This window comes from Mycobacterium sp. IEC1808 (assembly GCF_002101935.1).
Taxonomy (GTDB): domain Bacteria; phylum Actinomycetota; class Actinomycetes; order Mycobacteriales; family Mycobacteriaceae; genus Mycobacterium.
Genome location: NZ_LQPV01000064.1, coordinates 1 through 24,502, shown reverse-complemented (window position 1 = coordinate 24,502; position 24,502 = coordinate 1). Strand labels below are relative to the sequence as shown.

General features: G+C 69.6%; 26 protein-coding genes and 1 pseudogene. 14 read left to right on the top strand and 13 right to left on the bottom strand.

Annotated features, from left to right (window positions below; all coding sequences use genetic code 11):
- Positions 1-19: 19 nt before the first annotated feature.
- The 5 genes from AWB92_RS24760 to AWB92_RS24740 form a co-directional block, all read right to left on the bottom strand.
- Entirely contained in the window at positions 20-763 is a 744-nt protein-coding gene (locus tag AWB92_RS24760; RefSeq protein WP_085190386.1) for a GDSL-type esterase/lipase family protein, read from the bottom strand.
- Positions 760-2,370: an FAD-dependent monooxygenase gene (locus AWB92_RS24755; RefSeq protein ID WP_085190384.1), complete on the bottom strand. Its 1,611-nt coding sequence runs from the start codon at positions 2,368-2,370 to the stop codon at positions 760-762. Before AWB92_RS24755 ends, AWB92_RS24760 begins: the two co-directional genes overlap by 4 nt.
- Positions 2,371-2,448: 78 nt before the next feature.
- Positions 2,449-3,078 carry a TetR/AcrR family transcriptional regulator gene (locus tag AWB92_RS24750; protein ID WP_085190382.1) on the bottom strand — a complete coding sequence of 210 codons (630 nt, stop codon included), beginning with the start codon at positions 3,076-3,078 and terminating at the stop codon, positions 2,449-2,451.
- 41 nt (positions 3,079-3,119) lie between these two features.
- Complete coding sequence (locus AWB92_RS24745; protein ID WP_085190380.1) at positions 3,120-4,655, bottom strand: glycerol-3-phosphate dehydrogenase/oxidase; 1,536 nt, start codon at positions 4,653-4,655, stop codon at positions 3,120-3,122.
- Positions 4,643-5,212: a TetR/AcrR family transcriptional regulator gene (locus tag AWB92_RS24740; RefSeq protein ID WP_085190378.1), complete on the bottom strand. Its 570-nt coding sequence runs from the start codon at positions 5,210-5,212 to the stop codon at positions 4,643-4,645. Before AWB92_RS24740 ends, AWB92_RS24745 begins: the two co-directional genes overlap by 13 nt.
- Before the next feature lie 47 nt (positions 5,213-5,259).
- On the opposite strand from AWB92_RS24740, the gene AWB92_RS24735 reads away from it, so the two are divergent.
- Entirely contained in the window at positions 5,260-6,840 is a 1,581-nt protein-coding gene (locus AWB92_RS24735) for an FAD-binding oxidoreductase (RefSeq protein ID WP_085190470.1), read from the top strand.
- On the top strand, positions 6,837-7,751 hold the full coding sequence (locus tag AWB92_RS24730; RefSeq protein ID WP_085190375.1) for a diacylglycerol kinase: 915 nt from the start codon (positions 6,837-6,839) through the stop codon (positions 7,749-7,751). Before AWB92_RS24735 ends, AWB92_RS24730 begins: the two co-directional genes overlap by 4 nt.
- Here the strand turns inward: AWB92_RS24730 and AWB92_RS24725 are convergent, their stop codons facing one another.
- Entirely contained in the window at positions 7,752-8,762 is a 1,011-nt protein-coding gene (locus AWB92_RS24725; protein WP_142282299.1) for an Lrp/AsnC family transcriptional regulator, read from the bottom strand.
- Positions 8,763-8,861: 99 nt separating this feature from the next.
- Between AWB92_RS24725 and AWB92_RS24720 the strand changes: the two genes are divergently transcribed.
- On the top strand, positions 8,862-9,743 hold the full coding sequence (locus tag AWB92_RS24720; RefSeq protein WP_241523568.1) for an LLM class flavin-dependent oxidoreductase: 882 nt from the start codon (positions 8,862-8,864) through the stop codon (positions 9,741-9,743).
- Positions 9,744-9,752: 9 nt separating this feature from the next.
- Here AWB92_RS24720 and AWB92_RS24715 read toward each other — a convergent pair whose 3' ends face one another.
- The 3 genes from AWB92_RS24715 to AWB92_RS24705 all read right to left on the bottom strand — a co-directional run bounded on the left by AWB92_RS24715 (position 9,753) and on the right by AWB92_RS24705 (position 12,229).
- Positions 9,753-10,265, bottom strand: coding sequence for a DUF3145 domain-containing protein (locus AWB92_RS24715; RefSeq protein WP_067160110.1), 513 nt, complete (start codon positions 10,263-10,265; stop codon positions 9,753-9,755).
- A 123-nt stretch (positions 10,266-10,388) separates the two neighbouring features.
- Positions 10,389-11,213, bottom strand: a complete 825-nt coding sequence (locus tag AWB92_RS24710) for a serine hydrolase domain-containing protein (RefSeq protein ID WP_085190373.1) — start codon at positions 11,211-11,213, stop codon at positions 10,389-10,391.
- Complete coding sequence (locus AWB92_RS24705; protein ID WP_085190371.1) at positions 11,210-12,229, bottom strand: class I SAM-dependent methyltransferase; 1,020 nt, start codon at positions 12,227-12,229, stop codon at positions 11,210-11,212. Before AWB92_RS24705 ends, AWB92_RS24710 begins: the two co-directional genes overlap by 4 nt.
- 178 nt (positions 12,230-12,407) lie before the next feature.
- Between AWB92_RS24705 and AWB92_RS24700 the strand changes: the two genes are divergently transcribed.
- The 8 genes from AWB92_RS24700 to AWB92_RS24665 all read left to right on the top strand — a co-directional run bounded on the left by AWB92_RS24700 (position 12,408) and on the right by AWB92_RS24665 (position 18,144).
- On the top strand, positions 12,408-13,493 hold the full coding sequence (locus AWB92_RS24700; RefSeq protein WP_085190369.1) for an S-(hydroxymethyl)mycothiol dehydrogenase: 1,086 nt from the start codon (positions 12,408-12,410) through the stop codon (positions 13,491-13,493).
- Positions 13,493-14,116, top strand: a complete 624-nt coding sequence (locus AWB92_RS24695; protein WP_085190367.1) for an MBL fold metallo-hydrolase — start codon at positions 13,493-13,495, stop codon at positions 14,114-14,116. The genes AWB92_RS24700 and AWB92_RS24695 overlap by 1 nt, the downstream gene beginning before the upstream one ends.
- 93 nt (positions 14,117-14,209) lie before the next feature.
- Positions 14,210-14,848 (top strand): SDR family oxidoreductase, encoded by a 639-nt coding sequence (locus AWB92_RS24690; protein ID WP_085190364.1) that lies wholly within the window; start codon positions 14,210-14,212, stop codon positions 14,846-14,848.
- 44 nt (positions 14,849-14,892) lie between these two features.
- Positions 14,893-15,369, top strand: coding sequence for a MarR family transcriptional regulator (locus AWB92_RS24685; protein ID WP_068182604.1), 477 nt, complete (start codon positions 14,893-14,895; stop codon positions 15,367-15,369).
- Positions 15,370-15,498: 129 nt separating this feature from the next.
- The gene (locus AWB92_RS24680) at positions 15,499-15,867 is read left to right on the top strand and encodes a DoxX family protein (RefSeq protein ID WP_085190362.1); all 369 of its coding nucleotides are present in this window, start codon (positions 15,499-15,501) and stop codon (positions 15,865-15,867) included.
- Positions 15,868-15,869: 2 nt separating this feature from the next.
- Entirely contained in the window at positions 15,870-16,280 is a 411-nt protein-coding gene (locus AWB92_RS24675; RefSeq protein ID WP_173817485.1) for a hypothetical protein, read from the top strand.
- A complete protein-coding gene (locus AWB92_RS24670; protein ID WP_085190360.1) occupies positions 16,277-17,818 on the top strand; it encodes a multicopper oxidase family protein in 1,542 nt (513 codons plus the stop codon). The genes AWB92_RS24675 and AWB92_RS24670 overlap by 4 nt, the downstream gene beginning before the upstream one ends.
- Positions 17,819-17,868: 50 nt before the next feature.
- Positions 17,869-18,144, top strand: a complete 276-nt coding sequence (locus tag AWB92_RS24665) for a hypothetical protein (RefSeq protein ID WP_085190357.1) — start codon at positions 17,869-17,871, stop codon at positions 18,142-18,144.
- A 53-nt stretch (positions 18,145-18,197) separates the two neighbouring features.
- Here AWB92_RS24665 and AWB92_RS31175 read toward each other — a convergent pair whose 3' ends face one another.
- The 3 genes from AWB92_RS31175 to lnt form a co-directional block, all read right to left on the bottom strand.
- Positions 18,198-19,349: a PE family protein gene (locus AWB92_RS31175; RefSeq protein WP_085190355.1), complete on the bottom strand. Its 1,152-nt coding sequence runs from the start codon at positions 19,347-19,349 to the stop codon at positions 18,198-18,200.
- An 81-nt stretch (positions 19,350-19,430) separates the two neighbouring features.
- Positions 19,431-20,156, bottom strand: a complete 726-nt coding sequence (locus AWB92_RS24655; protein WP_085190353.1) for an SHOCT domain-containing protein — start codon at positions 20,154-20,156, stop codon at positions 19,431-19,433.
- Positions 20,153-21,601 carry an apolipoprotein N-acyltransferase gene (gene lnt, locus AWB92_RS24650; RefSeq protein ID WP_085190351.1) on the bottom strand — a complete coding sequence of 483 codons (1,449 nt, stop codon included), beginning with the start codon at positions 21,599-21,601 and terminating at the stop codon, positions 20,153-20,155. The genes AWB92_RS24655 and lnt overlap by 4 nt, the downstream gene beginning before the upstream one ends.
- A gap of 86 nt (positions 21,602-21,687) precedes the next feature.
- Here lnt and AWB92_RS24645 point away from each other — a divergent pair, with 86 nt between their 5' ends.
- The 3 genes from AWB92_RS24645 (at position 21,688) to AWB92_RS24635 (ending at position 24,256) form a co-directional block, all read left to right on the top strand.
- Entirely contained in the window at positions 21,688-22,644 is a 957-nt protein-coding gene (locus AWB92_RS24645; RefSeq protein ID WP_085190349.1) for an SDR family oxidoreductase, read from the top strand.
- 13 nt (positions 22,645-22,657) lie between these two features.
- Positions 22,658-23,764 (top strand): SAM-dependent methyltransferase, encoded by a 1,107-nt coding sequence (locus AWB92_RS24640; RefSeq protein ID WP_085190348.1) that lies wholly within the window; start codon positions 22,658-22,660, stop codon positions 23,762-23,764.
- A 72-nt stretch (positions 23,765-23,836) separates the two neighbouring features.
- Positions 23,837-24,256: a hypothetical protein gene (locus AWB92_RS24635; protein WP_068182631.1), complete on the top strand. Its 420-nt coding sequence runs from the start codon at positions 23,837-23,839 to the stop codon at positions 24,254-24,256.
- A gap of 1 nt (position 24,257) precedes the next feature.
- On the opposite strand, the pseudogene AWB92_RS29885 reads toward AWB92_RS24635, so the two are convergent.
- Positions 24,258-24,502: pseudogene (locus AWB92_RS29885) on the bottom strand (molecular chaperone); the annotation flags it as partial.

Below are 24,502 nucleotides of genomic sequence, written 5' to 3'. Positions count from 1 at the left end.
GCGTCTGCTCGCGGCTACCTCAGGAGTCCAGGAATCGCTGAACTGCCTCGGTGAGGATGCGCCCGCCGTTGGTGTTGAGATGAATGCCGTCGATATGGAATTGCCAGCCGTTGCGCCGAGCGATCTCGTCAAAGCTTTGGCGTAGCACCATTTCTCGCCACAGGTAGTCGCGGTAGAGCGCCGCGAACGAAAACCTGGTGAACGGTTTCGCCGTCGCCGCCCCGGTGAGGCGCTTCCGGAATGCTTCGTAGAACGGGATGTAGTCCGTCGACTCCCGCGCGGCCGCTTCGCGGATGATGCCGTTGTACGTGCCGAACAGGTCGTTGAGCCGCGCCTGCACCGGCTGGCGTGAACCGGGCGCTTCCCCCACCGGGGCAAGGGAACTCAGCGCGACCCTGGCGTTCGTCTCCCGTTGCAGCCGGCGCACGATGACGGCCAGGTTCTCCTCGAACCGCGCCGGTGACGGTTCTTCACGAAGCCCCTTCCACATACGGACAAATCGCCGGAAGTTGGGAAAGACGCTCGCCATGATGTCGTTGCTTCCGATCAGCACGATGACCCGGTCCGGCCGGCGCGCGATCGCCCGGTCGAGGCGCCGGACGGCGTTGAGCGACAGATCCCCGCCGACGCCGAGGTTGACGAAGCGAAACCGGTTGTTGCGGGGCCGCTTTTCCAGCTCGTCGATCCATTTGTAGGTTCCCCTCGACGCGGTGGTGCTCGACCCCAGGCACGCCACGGTTTCGGAACGCGGCGGGTCGGTCATGGCGCGCGGCCGAGGATGCGGCACAGCACCCGACCGAGCTCGTCACCCGGTGAGCGCGGGATCTCGTCGGCGCGCCAGGCGACAAAGTCGTCGGGTCGCACCAACAACGCCCCGTCGGGCGCGAGTCCCGCGGCGGCGGCCCACGAGCCGTCGACGTCAACCGCGGTCCCGATGCGCCGCACGGTGATTGGGACGCCGGCGGCCTTCGACGCGCAGGCCGCGGCGTCCGGCCACGCGGCGTCGTCGTCTCCGGTGAGCAGCGTGAAGCTGGGACCGAGCAGATCGAGGGTCGAGACCCGCTTTCCGCCGTCGACGATCCAGGCGTGCGGGACGCGGGTGCCGGGCTGCCCGCGCAACTCGTCCACCAGCGACACGGCGTCGGCATCCGGCGGAACCGGATCATCGGAAACCACTGCGGCAGAACGGTATCGGTATCCGATCAGCAGCGCGAACATCGGCGCCTCTTCGTCCGGCGGCAATAGCGGCCGGTCGTCGTCCAACCGCAGGAAGGCCAGCGACGGCCCGGTGAGCGACTGGCGCGCGTTGAAGCGCCCGACCGGATGCCGCTCGGCATGGTAGGTGCCCAACAACGCCGGACCGGCGGTCCCGTTCAAGACGCTGGCCAGCTTCCAGGCCAGGTTATGCGCGCTCTGGATGGCGGTGTTGGCTCCGCCGGCCTTGAACGGCGGCATGGTGTGGGCCGAGTCGCCGACGAGAAACACTCGGCCGCAGCGGAATTGGTCGGCGACCCGCTCGTATGGCTGCCAGGGTGCGACGTCGATGATTTCCACGTCGATCGGCTCGCCGATCGCTTTCGTCAGCATCTCGCGGCAGCGCTGCGCGGTGAACTGTTCGGCGGATTCGCCGCGGGCGGGAAAGTACGTGTTGATGAACATGCCGAAGTCGTCGCGCACCGGCAGAAAGATGCCCTCCACGTCCGGGTTCTTGACCTGGATGCCGTCGCCCGCGCCGAGATCGCGGGCGAATTTTCGCCACGGCGCCCGGAAGTAGACGAACACGACATAGATCGGCAGTGCTCCGTAGCCGGAGGTCGTCACGCCCAGCGCGTCGCGGATCGGGCTGTGCACACCGTCGGCGGCGACGAGATAGTCGGCGCGTACCGCCTCGGTCGCGCCCGACTCGCGATCGCGGATGACCGCGGTGACGCCGCTTTCGTCCTGTTCGAACGAGTCCAACTCTGTGTTGTAGCGCGCCTCGCTACCGTGCCGGCGGATGTGGGTGAGCAGGATCGGTTCGAAGGCGCTCTGCGGACAGTACTGGCCGCCCGGCTCCGGGCTCAGATCCTTGAACGGCGCGAAGATCGCGTTGACGTCGAGCGCCTGACGCTGTTCGGCGCTGTTGAGTGTCGGCTTGCTCACCATGTTGGAAACGCCGTGGGCGATCGCGTGGACCTCGTCGGCCAATCCAAGGCCGCGCAGAATCTCCAGGCTGCGGAAGCTCAGGTTGCGCGCCTTCGGGTAGATGAACACCTCACCACGCTTTTCCACCACCAGCGAGCGGACACCGTGTTTAGCGAGCAGCGCAGAGGTGGCCAGGCCGGCGGCTCCCGCGCCGACGATCAACACCGGGACGTGCTTGACGTTCATCGCCGCCTCCCATCTATACGGAACTAGTTAGTTCCGCATAGGCTCCAATGTGGCACGGCGCGGCGGGATGCGCAACAACTACGGCGCCGATCCCCCGGCCATCGGCAAGATCACGTCTTCGAGCATGCGCCGGACGTAGACCCGGTCGACCGGACGCCCGGTGACGACCCGCAACACGTTGAGGCCCAGCGCGACGTCGGGGATCAGGCTGAGGTCGCGGTCGGCCGGGATTTCCCCGCGGGCCACCGCGTGGTCGAGCACCGCGCGGACCACCTGTCGCGGGGTGGACAACACCAGGTCGTCCAGGGCGGCCGCCAGGACGGGATTGTGCATGGCCGCCGTCGCCACGCCGACAACCACCCGAACCATGTGCGTATCAGCGTCATTCAAGTCGGGAGTGGCCGCAACCAGCGCGTCGATGTCACCGCGAAGGCTGCCGGTATTGGGCGGTTCGATGGGTCCCAGCCGCCGCCTCCAGTGCGCGATCGCGTCGGCGACGACCACCTCCTTCGACGGCCAGCGACGGTAGATCGCCGCCTTGCCGACGCCGGCGCGCGACGCGATGTCGTCCATGCTCAACCGGTCATAGCCGACTTCGGCGACGCCCGCCAGCGTCGCGTCGAGGATGGCCGCGTCCAGCGAGCGATCGAGGCGTCCCGGACTGCGGGTCCGGCTCGACGCGTTTGCCTGGCCGCTTTCGCGCTTCATATGCTCCTAACGATACTGGCTAGTTCCGTTCGATGGTATCCTCAGCCGAAGTTCGCCACGAATTCCTTGGCCACCGACACGACGCGCTCGCGATCGCGCGCAACCAGACCGATCCGGGTTCGTCGGTCGAGAATGTCGTCGACGTCCAGCGCGCACTCGTGGGTGACGGCGTACTCGAACTCCGCGCGGGTCACGTCGATGCCCTCGGCGACGGGCTCGGTCGGCCGGTCGCAGGTCGCCTGGGCGATGACGTGGGGCGCCTCGGCGCCGTAGCGCGCCACCAGCGACGCCGGGAGGGCGCCCGCAACCGCGCCCGGCCCGGGATTGCCCGGCGCCCCGACCAGCGGCAGGTTGCGAGTCCGGCAGTCGCCCGCGCGCAACCCCCGCCGGCCGATGGCGAAGTCCAGGACGTCCTCCGCCATGTAGCGGTATTCGGTCAGCTTGCCGCCGATCACGCTGATCGCTCCCGACGGGGCCTCGGCGACGGCGTGCTCGCGCGACACGTCGGCGGTGCGGCCCTCGCCGGTGTCGATCAGCGGCCGCAGGCCCGCGTAGGCGCCGATCACGTCGGCGGTGCCGAGCTCGCTGCCCAGCGCGGTGTTCACCGTGTCCAGCAGGAACGCGATCTCCTGCTCGGCCGGCTCCGGCACGTCGGGAATCGGGCCGGGCGCGGCTTCATCGGTCAGGCCCAGATATACCCGGCCCAGTTGCTCGGGCATGGCGAACACGAAGCGATTGAGCTCGCCGGGAATCGGAATGGTAAGGGCCGCAGTCGGATTCCCGAAGGCGCCGGCGTCGAACACGAGGTGCGTCCCCCGGCTGGGCCGCAGCCGCAACGACCCGTCGATCTCGCCCGCCCACACCCCGGCCGCGTTGATGACCGCGCGGGCCGACACGTCGAACGACTGCCCCGTGCGCTGATCGGTCAGCCGCACCGAGGTGCCCGACGCCTCCGAGGCCGCGACGTAAGTCAGGATCCGCGCGCCGTGCTGCGCCGCGGTCCGCGCGACCGCGATGACCAGCCGGGCGTCGTCGATCAACTGCCCGTCGTAGGCCAGAAAGCCGCCGGCCAGGCCGTCGCGCCGAACCGTGGGCGCCATCTCCACGGCGCGCTGCGCCGAGACGCGCCGCGACCGCGGCAGCACCGACGACGGCGTCCCCGCCAACGCCCGCAGCGCGTCGCCGGCCAGGAACCCGGCCCGCACCAACGCCCGCTTGGTGTGACTGAGCGACGGCAACAACGGCACCAGCTGCGGCATCGCGTGGACGAGATGGGGGGCGTTGCGCGTCATCAGGATTCCGCGCTCGATGGCGCTGCGCCGGGCGATGCCGACGTTGCCGGTCGCCAGGTAGCGCAGGCCGCCGTGCACCAGCTTGGAGCTCCAGCGGCTGGTGCCGAACGCCAGGTCGTGCTTTTCCACCAGCGCCACCCGCAAGCCCCGCGACGCGGCGTCCAACGCGATCCCCACCCCGGTGATGCCGCCGCCGATCACGACGACGTCCAGCGGCTCGCCGTCGGCCAGCGCGGTGAGGTCGGCCGTGCGGCGCGCCGCGTTCAAGGCGGTCACGACAGGTATCCGTTCAGCGAGTAGGCGAGTTCGGCGGCCAGCGCGTCGGCATCGAGGATCGGGCGGACGATCCGCTCGGACTGGATGGTCGACTGGGCGATGAGCAACACCATCGTGGCCATCTGCAGCGGGTCCCCGGCGCGGACGCTGCCGTGCCGCTGGGCCGCGCGCAGCCGCTCGGCCAGGGCGTCGATCAGCATCTGCTGGCTGGCGCCGAGGCGCTCGGTGATGTAGATCGGCGCCAGCTCCGAGTGCATCACCGACATCACCAGCTCGTCGTGGCGCAGCAGGTCGGCGACCGTGACGATCTGTCGCACGAGCGATTCCCGGTCGTCGCCCTGTAGCGGCGCGTCGCGCATCACGCCGACGATGCGCTGGGTCAGCAGCGTCGCGACGATCGACTTGGTGTCCGGCCAGCGCCGGTACACCGTGGGCCGGCTGACCCCGGCCCGCCGGGCGATCTCCGCCAGGGTCACCCGGTCCACCCCGAAGTCCACGACGCAGCTGGCCGCGGCCGACAGGATCCGGTCGCGGGTGTCCGGCTGTGCGTTACTGATTGACAGCATGTGTAATACTGTAACGCATGACGCACGCCGAGCAACTCCTCCCGCCGATGAAGTGGAACGCCTGGGGAGATCCCGCCGCCGCGAAGCCGCTCTCCGAGGGCATCCGCTCACTGTTGAAACAGGCGGTGGGACTGCAGGATTCGGACCAACCCGAGCTCGACGCCGACCAGGTGAAGCTGCGTCCGTCGGCGTTGTCACAAGCCGACAAAGACGCGCTGGCCGGCATCGTCGGCGCCGAGCACTGCCGCACCGCCGACCGCGACCGCCTGCTGCGCGCCGGCGGCAAGTCCACGCTCGACCTGCTGCGCCGCAGGGACACTGGCGTGCAGGACGCGCCCGACGCCGTGCTGCTGCCCGGGGACGACGACACCGTCGGCGCCATCCTGCGCTACTGCTCCGAGCACCGCATCGCGGTGATCCCGTTCGGCGGCGGCACCAGCGTGGTCGGCGGTCTGGACCCCACCCGCGGCGAATTCGGCGCCGTGGTGTCGCTCGACCTGCGCCGCTTCGACCGGCTCGTAGAGCTCGACGAGGTGTCCGGCCAGGCCGTGTTCGGGGCCGGCGTCACCGGCCCGGACGCCGAACGCCTGCTCGGTGAACGCGGGTTTTCGCTCGGGCACTTCCCGCAGAGCTTCGAGTACGCCACGATCGGCGGCTTCGCCGCGACCCGGTCCTCGGGTCAGGACTCGGCCGGCTACGGCCGGTTCAACGACATGGTTCGCGGCCTTCGGATGGTGACCCCGGTGGGCACGATGGAGCTGGGTCGCGCGCCGGAATCGGCCGCGGGTCCCGACCTGCGCCAGCTGCTGCTCGGCTCGGAGGGGACGTTCGGCGTCATCACCCAGGTGTGCCTGCGCGTGCACCGCGTCCCCGAGGCCGTGCGCTACCAGGCGTGGTCCTTCCCCGATTTCGAGACCGGGACCGCTGCGCTGCGCGCCGTCACCCAGAATGCCACCGGCCCCACCGTCATTCGGCTCTCCGACGAGGTCGAGACCGGGGTCAACCTCGCCACCACCGAGGCGATCGGCGAAAGCCAGATCACCGGCGGCTGCCTGGGCATCACCGTGTTCGAGGGCACCAAGGAACACGTCGAGAGCCGGCACGCCGAGACCAGCGCGCTGCTGGCGGCCCGCGGCGGCACGTCTCTGGGCGAAGCGCCGGCGCAGGCCTGGGAGCGGGGCCGGTTCGCCGCGCCGTATCTGCGCGACTCGCTGCTGTCCGCGGGAGCGCTCTGTGAGACGCTCGAGACCGCCACCGACTGGTCGAACGTGCCGAGGCTGAAAACCGCTGTCACCGAGGCGCTTACGAGCGCGTTGGCCGAATCCGGCACACCCGCGTTGGTGATGTGCCACATCTCGCACGTCTACCCCACTGGCGCGTCGCTCTACTTCACGATCGTTGCCGGACAGCGTGGCAACCCGATCGAGCAGTGGTGGGCCGCCAAGAAGGCCGCCTCGGACGCGATCATCGCCGCGGGCGGCACCATCACCCACCATCATTCGGTCGGCGCCGACCACCGGCCCTGGATGCGCGACGAGGTCGGCGAGCTCGGAGTGCAGGTCCTGCGCGCGGTCAAGGCGACGCTCGATCCGGCCGGAATCCTCAACCCCGGCAAGCTGATTCCGTGAACGCTCAGCGCGAGATCGGCAAGGTGACCGCGCTGACCAATCCCGTCTCGGGTCACGGCGCCGCGATCCGCGCCGCGCAGGTCGCGATCGCCCGGCTGCACGAGCGGGGCGTGCAGGTCACCGAGATCATCGGCGACGACGCCGAGGACGCGCGCCATCTGGTCGCCGCCGAGCTCGAGCGGGGCACCGACGCGGTGATGGTCACCGGCGGCGACGGCGTCGTCTCCAACGCGCTGCAGGTGTTGGCGGGCACCGACGTTCCGCTGGGCATCATCCCGGCCGGCACCGGCAACGACCACGCCCGCGAATTCGGCATTCCCACAAAGGATCCCGAGGCCGCCGCGGACGTCGTCGTCGACGGCCGGACGGAGACCATCGACCTGGGCCGGATCACGTGGGGCGATTCCGAGAAGTGGTTCGGCACCGTCGCGGCCACCGGGTTCGACTCCCTGGTGACGGACCGCGCCAACCGGATGACCTGGCCGCACGGGCGGCTGCGCTACTACCTCGCGATGCTCGCCGAGCTGTCGCAGTTGCGGCTCTTGCCCTTTCGCATGGTGCTCGACGGCACGCGCGAGATCGACGCCGACATCACGCTGGCGGCGTTCGGCAACACCCGCAGCTACGGCGGCGGCCTGCTGATCTGTCCCAACGCCGATCCCACCGACGGCCTGCTCGACATCACCATGGCGCATTCGGCGTCCCGCACCAAGTTGGTGCGCCTGTTCCCCACCGTCATGAAGGGCACGCACGTCGACCTCGACGAGGTGACCACGGCGCGCGCCAAGACGATCCACGTCGAGTGCCCCGGCATCAACGTCTACGCCGACGGCGACTTCGCCTGCGCGCTGCCCGCCGAGATTTCCGCGGTCCCCGCCGCGCTGCACGTCCTGCGAGGCGCGGGCGCCTGATCAACGCCCGGGGCGGGTCGGGCGGGGATTGACGAGCCGTCCGTGGCTCACGAGCGAGCCGTGTTGCTTGAGGCGCTGAGTGCGCAAGTTGACCTCGTAGCTGAGGATCTCCGTTATCTGCCCGAGTTCCTCGTTCAGATACCGGTACAGATCGTCGCTGTCCCGGCAGATGGCGATCGCCATCAGGTTCTTGGACCCGCTGGTGGCGCCCGCGAAGGCGATGTTGTCGTGCGCCGCGATCCGCTCGCCGACGCTGTGAATATCCTTGGGCGCCAACGTCATCCATAGCATGGCGCTGAGCTGGTATCCGATCCGCTCGGGCAACACATCGACGTCAAAGAGCAGCGCGCCGCAGGCCTCCAGCGCCGCGAGCCGTCGACCCACGCGCGCCACCGACCAGCCCGTGCGGGCGGACAGTTGCGCCTGCGGCGTGCGGCCGTCCTCGGCGAGGGCGTCCAGCAGGAGGCGGTCCTCGGCCGTGATCGCCGGCGGCCGATCAGAGCGCGCGGGGCGGGGTCCCTCGGCCAGGATCTCCGCGGCCTGCCGCTCGGAGAGCCGGTGGCCGTAACCGGTCCAGGGCATGGTCGCCGGCTGGCCGAACGAGTGCAGCATCAGGTCCACGGTGATGTCGGTGACCGAGGTGGCGCGCGGGAGTAGTTGCAGCAACAGATCCTCGCGATGATCGCCCAGCGGTGCCCGGATGACGCAGACCAAGTCGGTCCATCCGGCCAGCACGTTGGCGTGGGACACCTCCGGCCGGCGCACCAGCGCGTCGGCCAGCAGCGGGATGCGGTCGGGGGCGGCGCGCATCCGGCACACCCAGCTCGCCTCGCCGTCGGTCCACCGGTTCTCGAGGCCGACCACCCGCATCACGCCGTCGCGGCGCAACCGGTGATAGCGCCGCGCGACCGTCTGCTCGCTGGCCCCGATCACGGCGCCGATCCGCCGGAACGACACCCGCGGCGCCAACTGCAGCGCATGCAGAATCTGCGCGTCAAGCCGATCGATCACGGTGGAAAGTATCCGTCAATCACGGTCTAGATGAGGACTTCTCTTCAATCTCGGCGCATCGATCGTTGATTTCATGCGACCACTGCCAGCCTGGGACCCATGAACCTGACTGGCATGCACACGATGCGGATCGGAATCGGACTGCCCGGCCATATCGCCCACGTGGCGGGGCCCTTGACCGCCGAGTGGGCCCGCCGAGCCGAGGAGCGCGGGTTCGCCAGCGTGGCCGCGATCGACCGGCTGGTGTACGAAAGCCTCGACGCGATCGCCGCGTTGTCGGTGGCCGCGGGCGCCACCAGCGAGATCGGATTGATGACGAATGTGCTGCTGGCCCCGCTGTATCCGGCGGTGCTGCTGGCCAAGCAAATCACCACCGTCGCCGCCGCATCCGGTGACCGGCTCACCCTCGGGTTGGGCGTCGGGAGTCGACCCGACGACTACACCGCCGTCGGCGTCGATTTTCGGCGGCGCGGGCGCATCCTCGACCAGACCGTCGCCGTGCTGCGCGACGCGTGCGACGCCAAGGTCGTCGCCGGCGACAAGGCGCTCAGCCCGGCACCGGCGCGGATCCCGATCTTGTTCGGTGGACGCGCCGACGCGACGGTCCGGCGCGCCGCGAGGATCGGCGACGGCTGGGCCGCCGGAGCGCTGCGCGAGTACGCCAACCAGTCCGCGCTCGCCGACCGGGTGCGTGCGGCGTGGGTGGAGGCGGGCCGGTCGGGCCGTCCCTGGCTGCACGCCAGCGTCAACTTCGCGCTGGGCGACGCGGACACCGTCGCCGCCGGTCGCGCAAACCTGTACCGCTATTACGGGTTCAAACCCGACTACGCCGCCCTCAACGTCGACGACATGGTCGCCTCACCGGAGGATGCGGCACAGACCGTGCGCGCCTACCGCGACCTGGGCTTCGACGGGCTGGTGTTCCACCCCTTCGTGGCCGATATCGAGCAGGTCGACCGCCTCGCGGACGCGGTCTTGTGACGGAGCCGCTTACCCGACGCCGCGGCTGAGCCAGGTCACTTCCCCGGCGTCGCCGCCGTCGCGATACACCTCGAGCGCCTCGTCCCACGCTGTGCCCAGCACCGAGTCCAGCTCGGCGGCCAGATAGTCGGCGCCCTGCGCCATCATCGACCGAAGCCGCATCTCGCCGACCATGACGTCGCCGTTGGCGCTCATCGACCCACTCCACAGGCCGAGCTGCGGGGTGTGGCTGAACCGCTGGCCGTCGACCCCCGGGCTTGGGTCCTCGGTGACCTCGAACCGCAGCACCGACCACGAGCGCAGGGCGTTGGCCAACCGGGCGCCGGTGCCCACCGGCCCGACCCAGTTGGTGACCGCGCGCAGCTGCCCGGGCATCGCCGGCTGCGGCGTCCAGACCAGGTTGGCCTTCGACTGCAGGGTTGACGACAACGCCCACTCGACGTGCGGGCATACCGCCGCGGGCGAGGCGTGGACGTACACCACACCCGTCGTCACGTCGGCAAATTGGTTCGACGCACGCATATCCTGCTCCTTCGGTTCCACGAGGGACGTCTTCCCCAACGACCTGGTGGACCCGTACAAGCGGGATGCATGTAAAGTTTTGTGTCCTGCGTGTCTATTGTGCCCTCTGATGCCCCTGTTGCGCTAGTGTGCGGAGTGGTCAATTATGACCGCATCCGAAACCGCCGGCCAGGGCTTGTGCGCCCACTCGCCGAAATCGCGGTCGGTCAGCACCACCAGCGCCAGGTCGGCCTCGGGATCGACCCAGATAAACCCGCCCGACTGGCCGAAATGGCCGTACGTCCGCGCCGAGTTGCGCGACCCCGTCCAGTGCGGCGATTTGCCATCGCGGATCTCAAAACCCAGGCCCCAGTCGTTGGGCCGCTGCACCCCGTAGCCGGGCAGCACCCCGTCCAGGCCCGGAAATTGCACGGTCGTGGCCTCGGTGTGCAGCTGCGGCGACACGACGGCCGGCCGCAGCAGCTCACGGGCGAAGGCCGCCAGATCGGCGACCGTCGAGGTGGCGCCGAACCCGGCGGCCGCGGCGCCGCCGTTCAGCCGGGTAGTGGCCATGCCGAGCGGCTCGCACACCGCCTCGTACAGGTAGCGGCCGAACTCGATCCCCGACTCGGCCTCCAAAGTCTGCGCCAGCACGGTGAAGCCCTGGTTTGAATACATCCGCCGGGTGCCGGGCTTGGCCAGCACCCGATCGTTGTGCATCGCCAGGCCCGACGCGTGCGCCAGCAGGTGCCGGACCGTGGCGCCGGGCGGCCCGGCGGGGGTGTCGAGCTCGACGACGCCCTCCTCGATGGCGATCTGCGCGGCCCGGGCCACCAGCGGCTTGGTAACCGAGGCCAGCTCGAAGACCCGCGCGGTGTCGCCGTGGCTGGCCAGGACCCCGGCCGGCCCGACGACCGCGGCGGCCGCATTTGCTACCGGCCAGTCGTCGAGCGCGTCGAGGGCGGTCACTTCCTGGCGATGTAGTAGCTGTTGATCGGGTCCCCCTCGATCTCGGTCACCCGGACGTCGGCGAACCCGGCGTCGGCGAGCATCGACGTGGCCAGCTGCGTCCCCCAGGCGGTGCCCAGCCCGACGCCGTCCAGCGCCAGCGACACCGTCATGCAGTGCATCAGCGAGACCGTGTAGAGGTAGGTGCTCATCGGGACGTCGACGTTGTCCTCCAGCCGGCTCGACGCCTTGATGTCGGCCATCAGGAAAACGCCGCCGGGGCGCAGCGCGCGGTAGATGTTCTCCAGCACCCGGGCGGGCTGCGCCTGATCGTGGATGGCGTCGAATGTGGTGATGACGTCGTAGGCGTCGGCCTTGTCCAGGTCGGTCAGGTTGTGCGCCTCGAAGGAGGCGTTGGTCAGGCCGAGCCGCGCCGCCTCCTCGACGCCCGTCGCGATGGCCTCTTCCGAGAAGTCGATGCCGGTGAACCGGCTCGCCGGGAACGCCTGTGCCATCACGTTGATCGCGTGGCCGCTGCCGCAGCCGAAGTCGGCCACGTCCGCCCCGGCGCGCAGGCGGTCGGGCAGGCCGTCGACCAACGGCAGCACGACGTCGACGAGCGCGATGTCGAACACCGCGGCGCTCTGCTCGGCCATCAGCGCGTGGAAACGCGGGAACTCGCTGTAGGGCAGCCCGCCGCCGTCGCGGAAGCAGCCGACGATCTTCTGCTCCACCTCGCCGAGCTGCGGGAGGAACAGGGCCACCAATGCCAGGTTGTCGGGCCCGGCCGCGCGGGTCAGCGCGGCCGCCCGGTGGGCGGGCAGCGTGTAGGTGGCGGCGGCCGGGTCGTAGTCGATAACGTGCGCGGTGGTCATGCCGGCCAGCCATTCGCGCACATAGCGTTCGTTGAGGCCGGCGGCCTCGGCGATCTGCGCGCTGGTCGCCGGCGGGAGTCCGGCCATCGTGTCCAGCAGGCCGGTCTGGTGCCCGATGCTCAGCAGGATCGTGAGGCTCGCGCCGTCGATGGCCGCGACCATTCGCCCGGCGAATTCCTCTGTGGTCTCGGAGGTTGTCTCAGGTGCCGTCACGTTCTGCAGACGCTACACCTGGTCCCTCGCGCCGAGTCTGCGCTCAGCGCGTGCGTTTGGCCCAAGTGGGCGATCTCAGCGCAGACTCGACGCAACGACCGCAAAGCCCGCCAGTAGGTTGGTGCCCATGAGTCAGACAGTGCGCGGAGTCATTTCACGCAAGAAGGGCGAACCCGTCGAGCTGGTCGACATCGTCGTCCCCGACCCCGGCCCCGGCGAGGCGGTGGTCGACGTCATCGCCTGCGGGGTCTGCCACACCGACCTGACCTACCGCGAGGGTGGCATCAACGACGAGTATCCGTTCCTGCTCGGCCACGAGGCCGCCGGCCGCGTCGAGGCGGTGGGGCCGGGCGTGACGGCGGTCGAGCCGGGCGACTTCGTGATCCTGAACTGGCGCGCCGTGTGCGGGCAGTGCCGGGCCTGCAAGCGCGGGCGCCCGCACCTGTGCTTCGACACGTTCAACGCCACCCAGAAGATGACGCTGACCGACGGCACGGAACTCACGCCGGCGCTGGGCATCGGGGCGTTCGCCGACAAGACGCTGGTGCACTCCGGCCAGTGCACCAAGGTCGACCCGCAGGCCGACCCCGCCGTCGCCGGCCTGCTGGGCTGCGGCGTGATGGCCGGCATCGGCGCCGCGATCAACACCGGGGCGGTGACCCGCGACGACACCGTCGCCGTGATCGGCTGCGGCGGCGTGGGCGACGCCGCGATCGCCGGGGCGGCGCTGGTCGGAGCCCGGCAGATCATCGCGGTCGACACCGACAACACCAAGCTGGACCTGGCCCGCAAGTTCGGCGCCACCCACACGATCAACGCCCGCGAGTTCGACGTGGTGAAGACCATCCAGGACCTCACCGACGGCTTCGGCGTCAACGTGGCGATCGATGCGGTGGGCCGCCCCGAAACCTGGCAGCAGGCCTTCTACGCCCGCGACCTCGCGGGAACCGTTGTGCTGGTTGGTGTTCCGACGCCCGACATGCGCCTGGAGATGCCGCTGGTGGACTTCTTCAGCCACGGCGGCTCGCTGAAGTCGTCGTGGTACGGCGACTGCCTACCCGAGCGCGACTTCCCCACCCTGATCGACCTTTACCTGCAGGGCCGGCTGCCGTTGGACAAGTTCGTCTCCGAGCGCATCGGTCTCGACGACGTCGAGGAGGCTTTCCACAAGATGCATGGAGGCAAGATATTGCGATCGGTGGTGCTGCTCTGATGGTGGACATCGATCGGGTGGTGACCCACGGCACGTTCGAATTAGACGGCGGCAGTTGGGAAGTCGACAACAACATCTGGCTGATCGGCGACAACTCCAACGTCGTGGTGTTCGACGCCGCCCACGATGCGGCACCGATCGTCGAGGCCGTGGCCGGCCGCCACGTGGTCGCGGTGGTGTGCACGCACGGCCACAACGACCACGTGACGGTCGCGCCCGAGCTCGGCAAGACCCTCGACGCGCCAGTGCTGCTGCATCCCGCCGACGAGGTCCTGTGGCGAATGACGCACCCGGACAGCGACTTCCGCTCCATCTCCGACGGCCAGACGCTCAGCGTGGGGGGCACGGAGCTGCGGGCGCTGCACACCCCGGGCCACTCCCCCGGGTCGGTGTGTTGGTATTCGCACGACCTGGGCGTCGTGTTCAGCGGCGACACCCTGTTCTCCGGCGGCCCTGGCGCCACCGGCCGGTCGTACTCCGATTTCCCGACGATCCTGCAATCCATCTCGGAGCGCCTCGGCACGCTGCCCGGCGAGACGATCGTGGACACCGGCCACGGCGATAGCACCACCATCGGCGACGAGATCGTGCACTACGAAGAGTGGGTCGCCCGCGGCCACTAGGCCACCCGCTCCACCCAGCTCAACCTCCTTGTTCGATTCCGTCATTCTCCTGTATTGTCACATTTAGTGATAATCATCGCGGAAGGCGGACTTATGAAGATCACGGTATTCGGCGCGACCGGCGGCGTCGGTCGCGAGCTGGTAAAGCAAGCGCTGGGACGCGGTTACGGCGTGGTCGCAGTCGTACGCGATGCCGGGCGGCTGGCCGTGACACATCCAGCGCTGGACGTCGTCACGGTCATCGCGCTCGACGATCCCGGCACCCTCATCCCGGCGATCCGCGGCAGCGACGCCGTGCTGTCGGCCCTCGGTCCGCGTGGACGCAAAGACGGGGCCGTCGTGAGCAGCAGCACCCGCGCGATCCTGGCAGCGATGAACGCCTGCGCGACGAAGCGATTCGTCGCCGTCAGCGCGCTGCCGGTGGGTCCGACGGCCGAAGGCGAGCGTCTGATGACGCGCTGGGTGTTGCTTCCTGTGCTGAAAACCGTTCTGGGAAACGTCTATGCCGACCTCGCGGACATGGAATCTCTCTTGCAGCACAGCGACGTCGATTGGACCGTCGTGCGTCCACCCCGGCTTGTCGACCGGCCCCTCACCGGTGATTACCGCACGGTGGTGGGCGCCAACGTGGCCCGCGGCTCGGCCATTTCGAGGGCCGACGTTGCGCACGCCATGCTCGACGCCCTGGCGTCGGCACAGACGATCCGGCAGCCAGTCGGCGTGTCGTACTGATTATCCTGACCCGTGACAATCCCGGCCGGTGTTAGCCTTGGCCGATGACTGAACAGGGCTCCGGCATCACCGAACTCGACGAACGGATCCCGTTTCTGCTCTCACAGCTGGGCGCCCATGTCAGCAGCGATTTCCAGCGGCGGCTGGCGCCGATCGGAACCGACCCGCGCACGTACGCGGTGCTGCTGGCCTTGGCCGCCGCCGACGGCCAGTCCCAGCGCCAGCTGTCCGAACGCCTCGGCATTCACCGCAACGCCATGGTCATGGTCATCGACAACCTTGAGCAACGCGGGCTGGCCAAACGGTTGACCCATCCCGACGACAGACGGGCGGTGGCCGTGACCCTTACCGCCAAAGCCCGCCGCCTGCTGCCGGCCCTGCACGACCAGGGCCGTGAGCTCGAAGACGAGATCGCCGCACCGCTGTCCGCGACGGAACGGGCCACGCTGCGGCGACTTTTGCAGCGAGTCGCGGCCGGAGCGGGCCTCATCCCGGGGGTCCACCCGGGCCTGACGCGCTGACACGCGTTCTGCAACCACTCCGCCGAGCTCCACTGAGACCGGCGGGGGTCTAGCACTCCTCATGATTGTCACATATCATGATGATCACTATATGTGACTAATATGCCTCTGGCTCGATAGGAGAGCGCCGTGCACACCGCATATCTCGTCATAACGCTCATCGCGATCGCCTTCGATGGATTTTCCGGCGTCGCGGCACTGGTTCACTTCGCACCGATACTTCCGGGCATGGCAAGCGCGGGCGTGCCGGTCTCTTGGTTGAGGTTTCCCATCGGCACGTTGAAGACGCTGGGGACCGTCGGACTCGTTGTGGGCCTCTGGGTTCCGGCTATCGGCATCGCGGCCGCGGCAGGGTTGGTGATGTTCTTCGTGTGCGCCGTGTACACCCATGTGCTCGCCCACGACATCACCGGTCAGATGATGTTCGGCGGGTTTCTGCTCGCGCTCAATTGTGCCACCTTGACCGCCGCGATCGCGGCCCACCCAGGGATCTTGTGACCATGAAACCGGCCGCGCGTGCGCCATTGTTGTTGGCGCGCTTCAGCACCGCGTTGATGATCGCCTGGGCCCTGACGCAGGCGATCTTGGCCGGCAACTTCCTCGGCGGCCAGTACGACGCGCTGCGGCTGCACGCGCTCGGCGCCAGAGCGATCACCGTCACCTCCGCGGTGCAGATCGTGATCCTGGCGTGGGTCTGGCGCAGCACTGGCCGCCGAGGACCGTTCTTCGCCGGCGTCGTGCAGACCCTGCTGCTCGTCGCCGAATTCGCAACCGGCGAACTGCGCCTCACCGCCCTACACGTCCCGCTCGGTGTGCTGCTGGTCGCCGGGATTGTCCAACTGGTGACGATGATCTGGCGCATCCCCCTGCCGGTGCGACGCGCCGGCGCGGACCTGGGGGCGACACGATGAACCGCCGCGCCGTGCTGCGCGCGGGGCTGCTCACCGCGGGCGTCGGCGTCGTCGCAGCCGCGTTGCCGACGGCGCAGACGGCGCTGGGGCCGGCCGAGCCGGGCACGCTGCTGCCAAGCCGCACGCCGCTGCCGCCGCGTTATCAGACGCCGCTGCCCATCCCGGTTCGGCTGGCCCCCAACGAAACCGACGGCACGACGGACTACTACATCATCACCCAGCAGGTCGCGGATTTGGCGATACTTCCCGGCCTGACCACGCGAGCGTGGACTTACGGGGGGACGTTTCCCGGGCCCACGATCGAGTCGCGGTCGGGTCGGCGAACCGCGATCGGCCATCACAACGCCCTGCCCGTACCGGTGGCGGTGCACCTCCACGGCGGCCACACCCCACCGGACAGCGATGGGTACCCGCTCGATCTCATCGAGCCGCATGCGCCAGATGCCGCGGCCGGCCACACCGGCATGTCCGGTATGTCGCGCAATTCGGTTGTCGGGCAACGTGAGTACGTCTACCCGATGCAGCAGCGCGCGGCCACCCTCTGGTATCACGATCACCGCATGGGCTACACGGGTCAGGCCGTCTGGCGGGGGCTCGCGGGCTTTCACATCGTGCACGACGACGAAGAGGACGCGCTGCCGCTGCCGCGCGGCCGCCGCGACATACCGCTGATGATCGCCGATCGGTCGTTCGGCGCCGACGGCTCGTTCCAGTATCCGACCACGGAGGGCGGCGACGTCGCCCATCCCTACATGAACGGTGTGCTCGGTGACGTCGTCTTGGTCAACGGGGCGCCGTGGCCGGTGCTGGAAACCGACCCCGCGCGGTACCGATTCCGGGTGCTCAACGCCTCCAACGCGCGCCGGTATCGGCTACAACTCGACCCGCCGCCGCCCGGCGGGTCCGCATTCACCCAAATAGGAAGCGACGGCGGCCTGCTGGGCGCACCGGTCAACCACGACGCGATCGACATCGCCCCGGCCGAACGGTTCGACCTCATCGTCGATTTCTCCCGCTACCCGTCGGGAACCCGGGTGCGACTCACCAACGCGCTTGGCGCCCAGTCCACCTCGGAGATCATGCGCTTCGACATTGTCGGCACCGACCGATCGGACGACACGACGATTCCCGAGAAACTTGGTGACAGCTATACCCCGCTAGAGCGTGGTCGCGCCGTGGCCACCCGCACCTTCCTGTTCGGGCAAGGCCGCGCGGGCATGTGGACGATCAACAACAAGCCCTACCGGCCGGGGGTTCCGCTGGCCACACCGCGCCTGGGTGACATCGAAATCTGGCGGTTCATCACAGATATCCGGCACCCGATCCATGTGCATCTCAACCACTTCCAGGTGCTATCCCGCAACAACAGGCCGCCGAGCCGCTTCGATCGCGGATGGAAAGACACCGTCGATGTCGCGCCGTCCGCGGCGGTCGAGGTCGCCGTCCAATTCACCGACTACCGCGGAACGTATCTCGTGCATTGCCATAACCTCGAGCACGAAGACATGGCCATGATGGCCGACTTCGTCACGCACTAGGTCGCCCAGCTCGCTCAGCAGAAACCGCCCCGGCCAACGACAATGAGTACGTGGACGATAGGGCCGAATCCGACCTGGCGTGGGAACTGGCTGATGCGGTCAGCCCGCTACTGACCGACCGCGACCGCAGCCGGTTTTACGCCGCCATCGGGTCGGGCGAGTCATACACCGCGATCGACACGGCGCTGCAAACCATGGCACGGCAGCGCGCGCCGATATCGTCCGAGCTGATCACCAAGCTCACCGACTGGCTCGGGGCATACACGCACAGCGCCGACGCACCGCGGCTGCGCAGGCTGCTGCGCGCCATCGAATCAACCCGCTGATGCTCCGCCGCCCGCCGGATTTCGCAGTGTGGTTACGCTCGCGACGAAGACCCTTAGTTTGCGGGCGGTCGAAGACCGAGAGCACCCAGCAGTTCGTCGCGTCCCCAAGGCTTGCTGGTGGCGGCCTCACGAAGTTCGTCCCGCCATTCGTCCTTGTCGCGCAGCCGCAATCGCAGCTTGTCGCGCAACCCCCGAAGGCTTCGCAGCCGTAGCGGCGGGATGGGCAGGGGCACTGCCGCTTTGTCGCGGTCGGAGTGATCCGGCTGCGCCGCATCGCCCGGGTGCGCCGGGCCGCCCTGGTGCAGCGGCTGCGCCTTGGCTGCCGTTGGTATGGCCGGGGCCGCGGGCGGAGGTACCGCTTCGACGGAGGCCGCCGGTGCGACCGGCTCCCCCAAGCCGGTGACGGCGGCGGAATGGCCGCTGACGCCGTCCAGCCCCGGCAGCACCGCCGCGGCCGGGTAGGCAGTCGCCATGACGTGGGGCGCTGGCGGCGGCGTCGCTATGCCCGGCACCAGCGGCGCGGCCGGCGCAGCCGGCGCCGCCCCCCAGGCAGGTGGGACGGCCGCCGCGGCGGTGCCTCCGCCGACGCTGACGGCACCACCGGCCGGCTGAGGGGCGTCGCCGCCCCCACCGCCACCGCCGGGGCCGCCGCCGTCACCGGTGACCGCGCTGGCACCGCTGGCATTGCCGCCTGGTGGGCCACCGGCCGCGGCCGCGTGGGCGTCCCCGGTCGATGCGCCGGCGCCGGCGCCCACGTGGTTGGCGCTGACGGGCGCGGCGCCGACGCTGCCCGGCACCGGCCCGCCGGTTCCGCTATGTTGCGCGGCATCCATCGCCCCATGGGCGGTGTTGCCGATCAGGTGCCCGGCTGGAGACTGGCTGGCCGCGCCGACAAATTCCTGCACTTTCTGCAGCGGCGACGCGTTGACGGCCTCGGTGCTGGCGTACGTTCCCGCGCTCGCGCGCAGCGCCTGCACAAACTGGTCGTGGTAATACGCTGCTTGGGCGCCGGCGGCCTGATAGGCCTTCGAGTGCGCGGAAAACAGCGCCGATACGAACGCCGAAACCGCGTCGCCGCCCGGGGCGTCCACTCCCGCGGTCCCGGCCGCGGCGGCCGAATTGGCCGCGTTGATCGTCGACCCGACCGAGGCCAGATCCCCGGCCGCGGCCGCCAGCAGGTGCGGCGTGGCGGTCACATGCGACATGAGCTACCTCCCAGCCCCAGGTCGACCTTGTACGGCGGATCGTAGCGCGGTCGGAACGGACATCCTAGGGTTCGGGCCGAATCAATGCCCCTCGAGGATCCGGCGCTTTTCGGCCTCGAACTCCTCGGCGGTCAACGCCCCGGAATCCCGCAGCGCCGCCAGCGTTTTGAGCCGCTCGAGGCGGACCCCGTCGTCGCTGGGTTCCACCGGGGTCGTCGGCGACACCGGCACCGGCGGTGGGTAGTACGGGTTGGCCGCCACCACCGCCTTCCGCCGGGTGCGCGACAGCCACAGGCCCGACAGGATCGAACCGACCAGTCCCGCGACGAACAGGCCGACGAACAACCACACGAGATAGCCGTACGAACTCTTGTGGCCGAAGGCCAGTCGCGGGTTGATGTACCCGTTGACTTGGCCGTCGGTCGTGACGTTGTAGGTGCCGGCGACGGGAATCTGGGCCACCCACACGCGCACGTGCGCGTCGTTGTTGACCGTCGTTGTGCTGCCGATGCTTTCGTTGAGCGCGGGTTGCGCGACCCCGTCGGGCGGCGCGATCGTCACCCCGAGCGGCGGCACCGGCAGGCCGCCGTTGGGACTGCCGACGACGACGGCGTGCAGGCTGATGGTGACCTCGCCGGCGGGCAGGTTCAGGCTGTTCGACCCCGGGATCGGCACCTCGCCGTAGGCGTTGTACTTGTCCAAAAAGAACGCGTTGAGCACCAGCGCGACGATGAACCCGGCCACCGACACCACCATCAGCACGACGGCGGTGGACAGCGAAATCTTCGCGAGCCGACGGCTGGTCATCCCCGCAGTGTGGCACCGCGGCCCAGGCGACGCCAGGTAAGCAGCACGGCGCCGACGAGGATCACCACCGCCAGCACCGGCACCCAGTCCCCCAGCCGTACGTACGGCGTGGCGGTCGATCCCATCGGGACGCTGACCACCGTGACGCCCCGGAATCCGGACGGGCACCAGGCCAGGCGGCGGCCTCGGGCGTCGAAGGCGGAGCTGTCGCCGGACAACCCGACGTGCACCGCTGGGAGGCCCGCCTCGACGGCGCGGACCGCGGGCTGGGCGGCCAGCTGCGGCTGCGCCCAACTGCCCTGGAACGACGAGGTGGAGCTCTGGTACACCAGCAACCCGGCGCCGAGCCGTGCCTCCCGGCGGGCCAGGTCGGAGAACAGGGTCTCGTAGCTGACGAGCGGCCCGATGGGCAGGTCGCCGGCGTGCAGCAGCACCGGGCCGGTCCCGCGCTGCCGGTCCTGCGCGGCGGCCCGGCTGTGCCGGGTGATCCAGCCGAAAAGCGTTCGCAGCGGGACGTATTCGCCGAACGGCACCAGCCGGGTCTTGCGGTAACTACCCAACACCCCGGTCTCCCCGACGAGCACGGCCGACTTGTAGATGCCGCCGCCCGGCGCGGGCGCGTCGACGTTGACCAGCAGGTCCGCGCCCACCCGCCGGGACAGGTCGGCGAGCCGGGCCAACACCTCCGGGTGGCCCGTGAGGTCGGAGCCCACGCTGCTTTCTCCCCAGACAACAAGGTCGAGCCGCTGCCCGGCGAGCCCCGCCGTCAGCGCCTCGCCGGCCTCTAGACGCTCGCCGGCGTCGGCGATCTGCCCGGGCTGCACCAGCGCCACGCGCACCGTCGCACCGCCGGACGGCGACGGGCCCAGCCCGTACCACAACGGCCCCACAGCGACGCACACCACCGCGCACCCCAGCGCCACGGCACGGCCCAGAGCGTTGCGGTGCACCAGCACGCCCACCAGAGCCGTATTGCACGCGGCCACAAGGAAACTCGTCAACCACACTCCGCCCAGCGACGCCGACGCCAGCGTCACCGGCTGGGCGGCCTGCGACGCGCCCAGCGACGCCCACGAACCGCCCAGCGGCGGCCAGGACCGCACGACTTCGGCCAGCAACCACGCGCTGGGCAGCACCACCACGGCCGCGACGGTGCGCCGAAAGCCGACGGGCGCGGCCAACAACCGATGCGCCAGCCACCCCCACGGCAGCCACAGCGCACCCAACCCGATGGCCAACAGCACCAGCAGCGGGCCGGCGCTGGTCACCAGCCAGTACTGGGTGGCCAGCACGAACCCGGCCAGACCGCACCAGGCCCGCGCTGCCCCCGCCCAGGCGGACGGCGCCGCGCGCACCAGCAACAGCAGCGGAACCAGGCCGACCCAGGCCAGCCACCACCACGCGAGCGCGGGGAAGGCGAGGGCGGGCAGCGCACCGAGCACCAACGCGGCGATCAGATTTCCGCAGGGGTTCGCTGACCGCGACACAAAGAGCAGACTAAGACCGGGCTCATACGAGAGGAGTGACACGCATGGCCAACGATCTCGTCGCCACGGTTCCCGACCTGTCGGGCAAGCTGGCAATCGTCACCGGGGCCAACAGCGGTCTGGGGTTCGGGCTGGCCCGGCGCCTGTCGGCCGCCGGCGCCGACGTCGTGATGGCGATCCGCAACCGCGCCAAGGGGGAAAAGGCGATCGAGGAAATCCGCGCCACGGTTCCCGACGCCAAGCTGACCATCAAGGCCCTCGACCTGTCGTCGCTGACCTCGGTCGCCGCGCTGGGCGAACAGCTCAACGCCGAGGGCCGCCCGATCGACATCCTGATCAACAACGCCGGCGTCATGACGCCACCGGAACGCGACACCACCGCCGACGGCTTCGAATTGCAGTTCGGCAGCAACCATCTCGGGCATTTCGCGCTGACCGGACACGTGCTGCCGCTGCTGCGCGCCGCCAAGGGCGCCCGCGTCGTCTCGCTGAGCAGCCTCGCGGCCCGCCAGAGCGGCAAGATCCACTTCGACGACCCGCAGTTCGAGAAGTCCTACGCCGCCATGTCGGCCTACGGCCAGTCGAAGCTGGCGGTGTTGATGTTCGCCCTCGAGCTCGACCGGCGCAGCCGCGCGGGCGGCTGGGGCATCGTGTCCAACGCCGCGCACCCCGGCCTGACCAAGACCAACCTGCAGATCGCCGGACCCTCGCACGGCCGCGAACGGCCCGCCCTGATGGAGCGGCTGTACAAGGCGTCCTGGCGGTTCACGCCGTTCTTGTGGCAGGAGATCGACGAGGGGATCCTGCCGGCGCTGTACGCGGCCGCCGCGCCGCATGCCGAGGGCGGCGTCTTCTACGGGCCACGCGGGTTCCAGGAGCTGGCAGGCGGCGGCGTCGCCCTCGCCCGGGTGCCCAAGCTCGCCCAGAACGAGGACGACTGCCGGCGCCTCTGGGAGCTTTCCGAGCAGCTCACCGGAGTCAGCTATCCGGGGCCGAACTGACTATCGTTGGTGCATGCGGCCGGAACGTCGACTGCCCGAGTCGAGCATCGTGGTCCGGCCAGAGCCGACGGACAGCGCGACCTACACCCAGTCATCCCGGCTGCAGGCCGCCGGCCTGGCCCAGGGCATCGCGTTGTTCGAGCGCGCCGCCGAACAGGTGCCGATCCCCGCAGCTCCGCAGCCGATCGTCATCGCCGACTACGGCGCCGCCAACGGGCACAACTCGCTCAAGCCGATGTCGGCCGGCATCGCGGTGCTGCGCCTCCGCACCCGCCACGACCACGCGATCCTGGTCGCGCACACCGACGTCCCGGACAATGACTTCACCACGCTGTTTCGCACCCTGTCCGACGACCCGGACAGCTACTTGCATTCGGACACAGCGAGTTTCGCCTCGGCGATCGGGCGGTCATTTTACGGTCAGATCCTGCCGTCGAACACGGTCAACCTCGGCTGGACGTCGTGGGCGACGCAGTGGGTGAGCCGGATCCCCTGCGAGCTAGAAGATCACGTGCACGTCGGCTACAGCAGCAACGACGCCGCCCGCGCGGCCTACGCGCACCAGGCCGCCGTGGACTGGAACGACTTCGTAGCGTTCCGCGGCCGCGAGTTGGCTCCCGACGGGCGGCTGGTGGTGATGACATCGGCGGTCGACGAGGACGGCACGTCGGGCTTCCGGCCGCTGCTCGACGCGATCGTCGCGGCGCTGGCCGATCAGGCACGGGACGGCCGGCTCGGCGAGGACGAGCTGCGCCGCATGGCCATCCCCACATTCGCCCGCAGCGAGAAGGACTTTCACGCGCCATTCGCGCCGAGCGGGCGGTTCGAGGGCCTGAGGATAGAGCATCTCGAGACGTTCAACGCCGAGGACCGATTCTGGGCCCGGCTCCAAATTGACGATGACGCAAATGCTTTCGGGGCGCAATGGGCGGCGTTCGCGCGGGCCGCGCTCTTTCCGGCCCTGGTGGGCGGGCTGAATGGCGGCGCCGGTGACCCGCGAGCGACCGCGTTCGTCGACCACCTGGAGACCGCCGTTGCTGGACGCTTGGCAACCGCGCCCGAGCCCATGCGCATTCCGATCGCCACGGTGGTGCTCGTCAAGCGCGGCCGATCGCAGTGACGGGAGTTTCGGCGCGCCGCCACAGCGGGTAACCCCCGCAGATAGTCGCCGCGACTCCAAAGGGGGTACGTCATGAGCGTGCAGGACGACAAAGTGGCTGGCCAGGAAGAGGACCAGCGGGCAACCGACCAGGAGTCGGGCGAACAAGACGATCGGCAGCAAACCGAAAAGCCGGAGCCGAACGAGGAGCACAAGGAAAAGGCCGCCGAGATGATGACGGCCTACGAAGAGCGCCCCACTCTGGTGCTGCCGGGTTCCGGTGCGATGGTGTCGGGCACGGCGGTCAACGATTGGCTGGACGACGAGGGCAACCCGAAATGCGAGACGCCCGAGGGTGCCGACTCGAACGCCGGCTCGGACCAGCAGGACGACGAAGGCAGGGACCCCGAAGCCTACAAAGAGCAAATCGAGAAGGACAAGGCCCTGAACGAAGAGCTGAAGAAGGCCTCGGCCGAGGAGAACAAGGGCGAAAAGCGCCCCAGCGGAAGCTGATTCAGCGGGCGCGCGGAGCGAGCTGGCTCAGTAGGGTCGGGATTTCCGGGAAGCCCGGGATCGGTTCGTTGATCCCCGGGATTGGCGGCAGGGCCGGGATCGCGGGGATTCGCGGGATCCGTGGGAGGGGCGGCTCGGCGACTGCCGGCGGCGGCGCGGGCGGCTCGGCCGGTGCGACGGGCTCTTGGGCCGCCGGCGGCGCGGGGCTGGGCGCATCGCTCGCGGGCGGCGGGTTGGGCTCGGCGC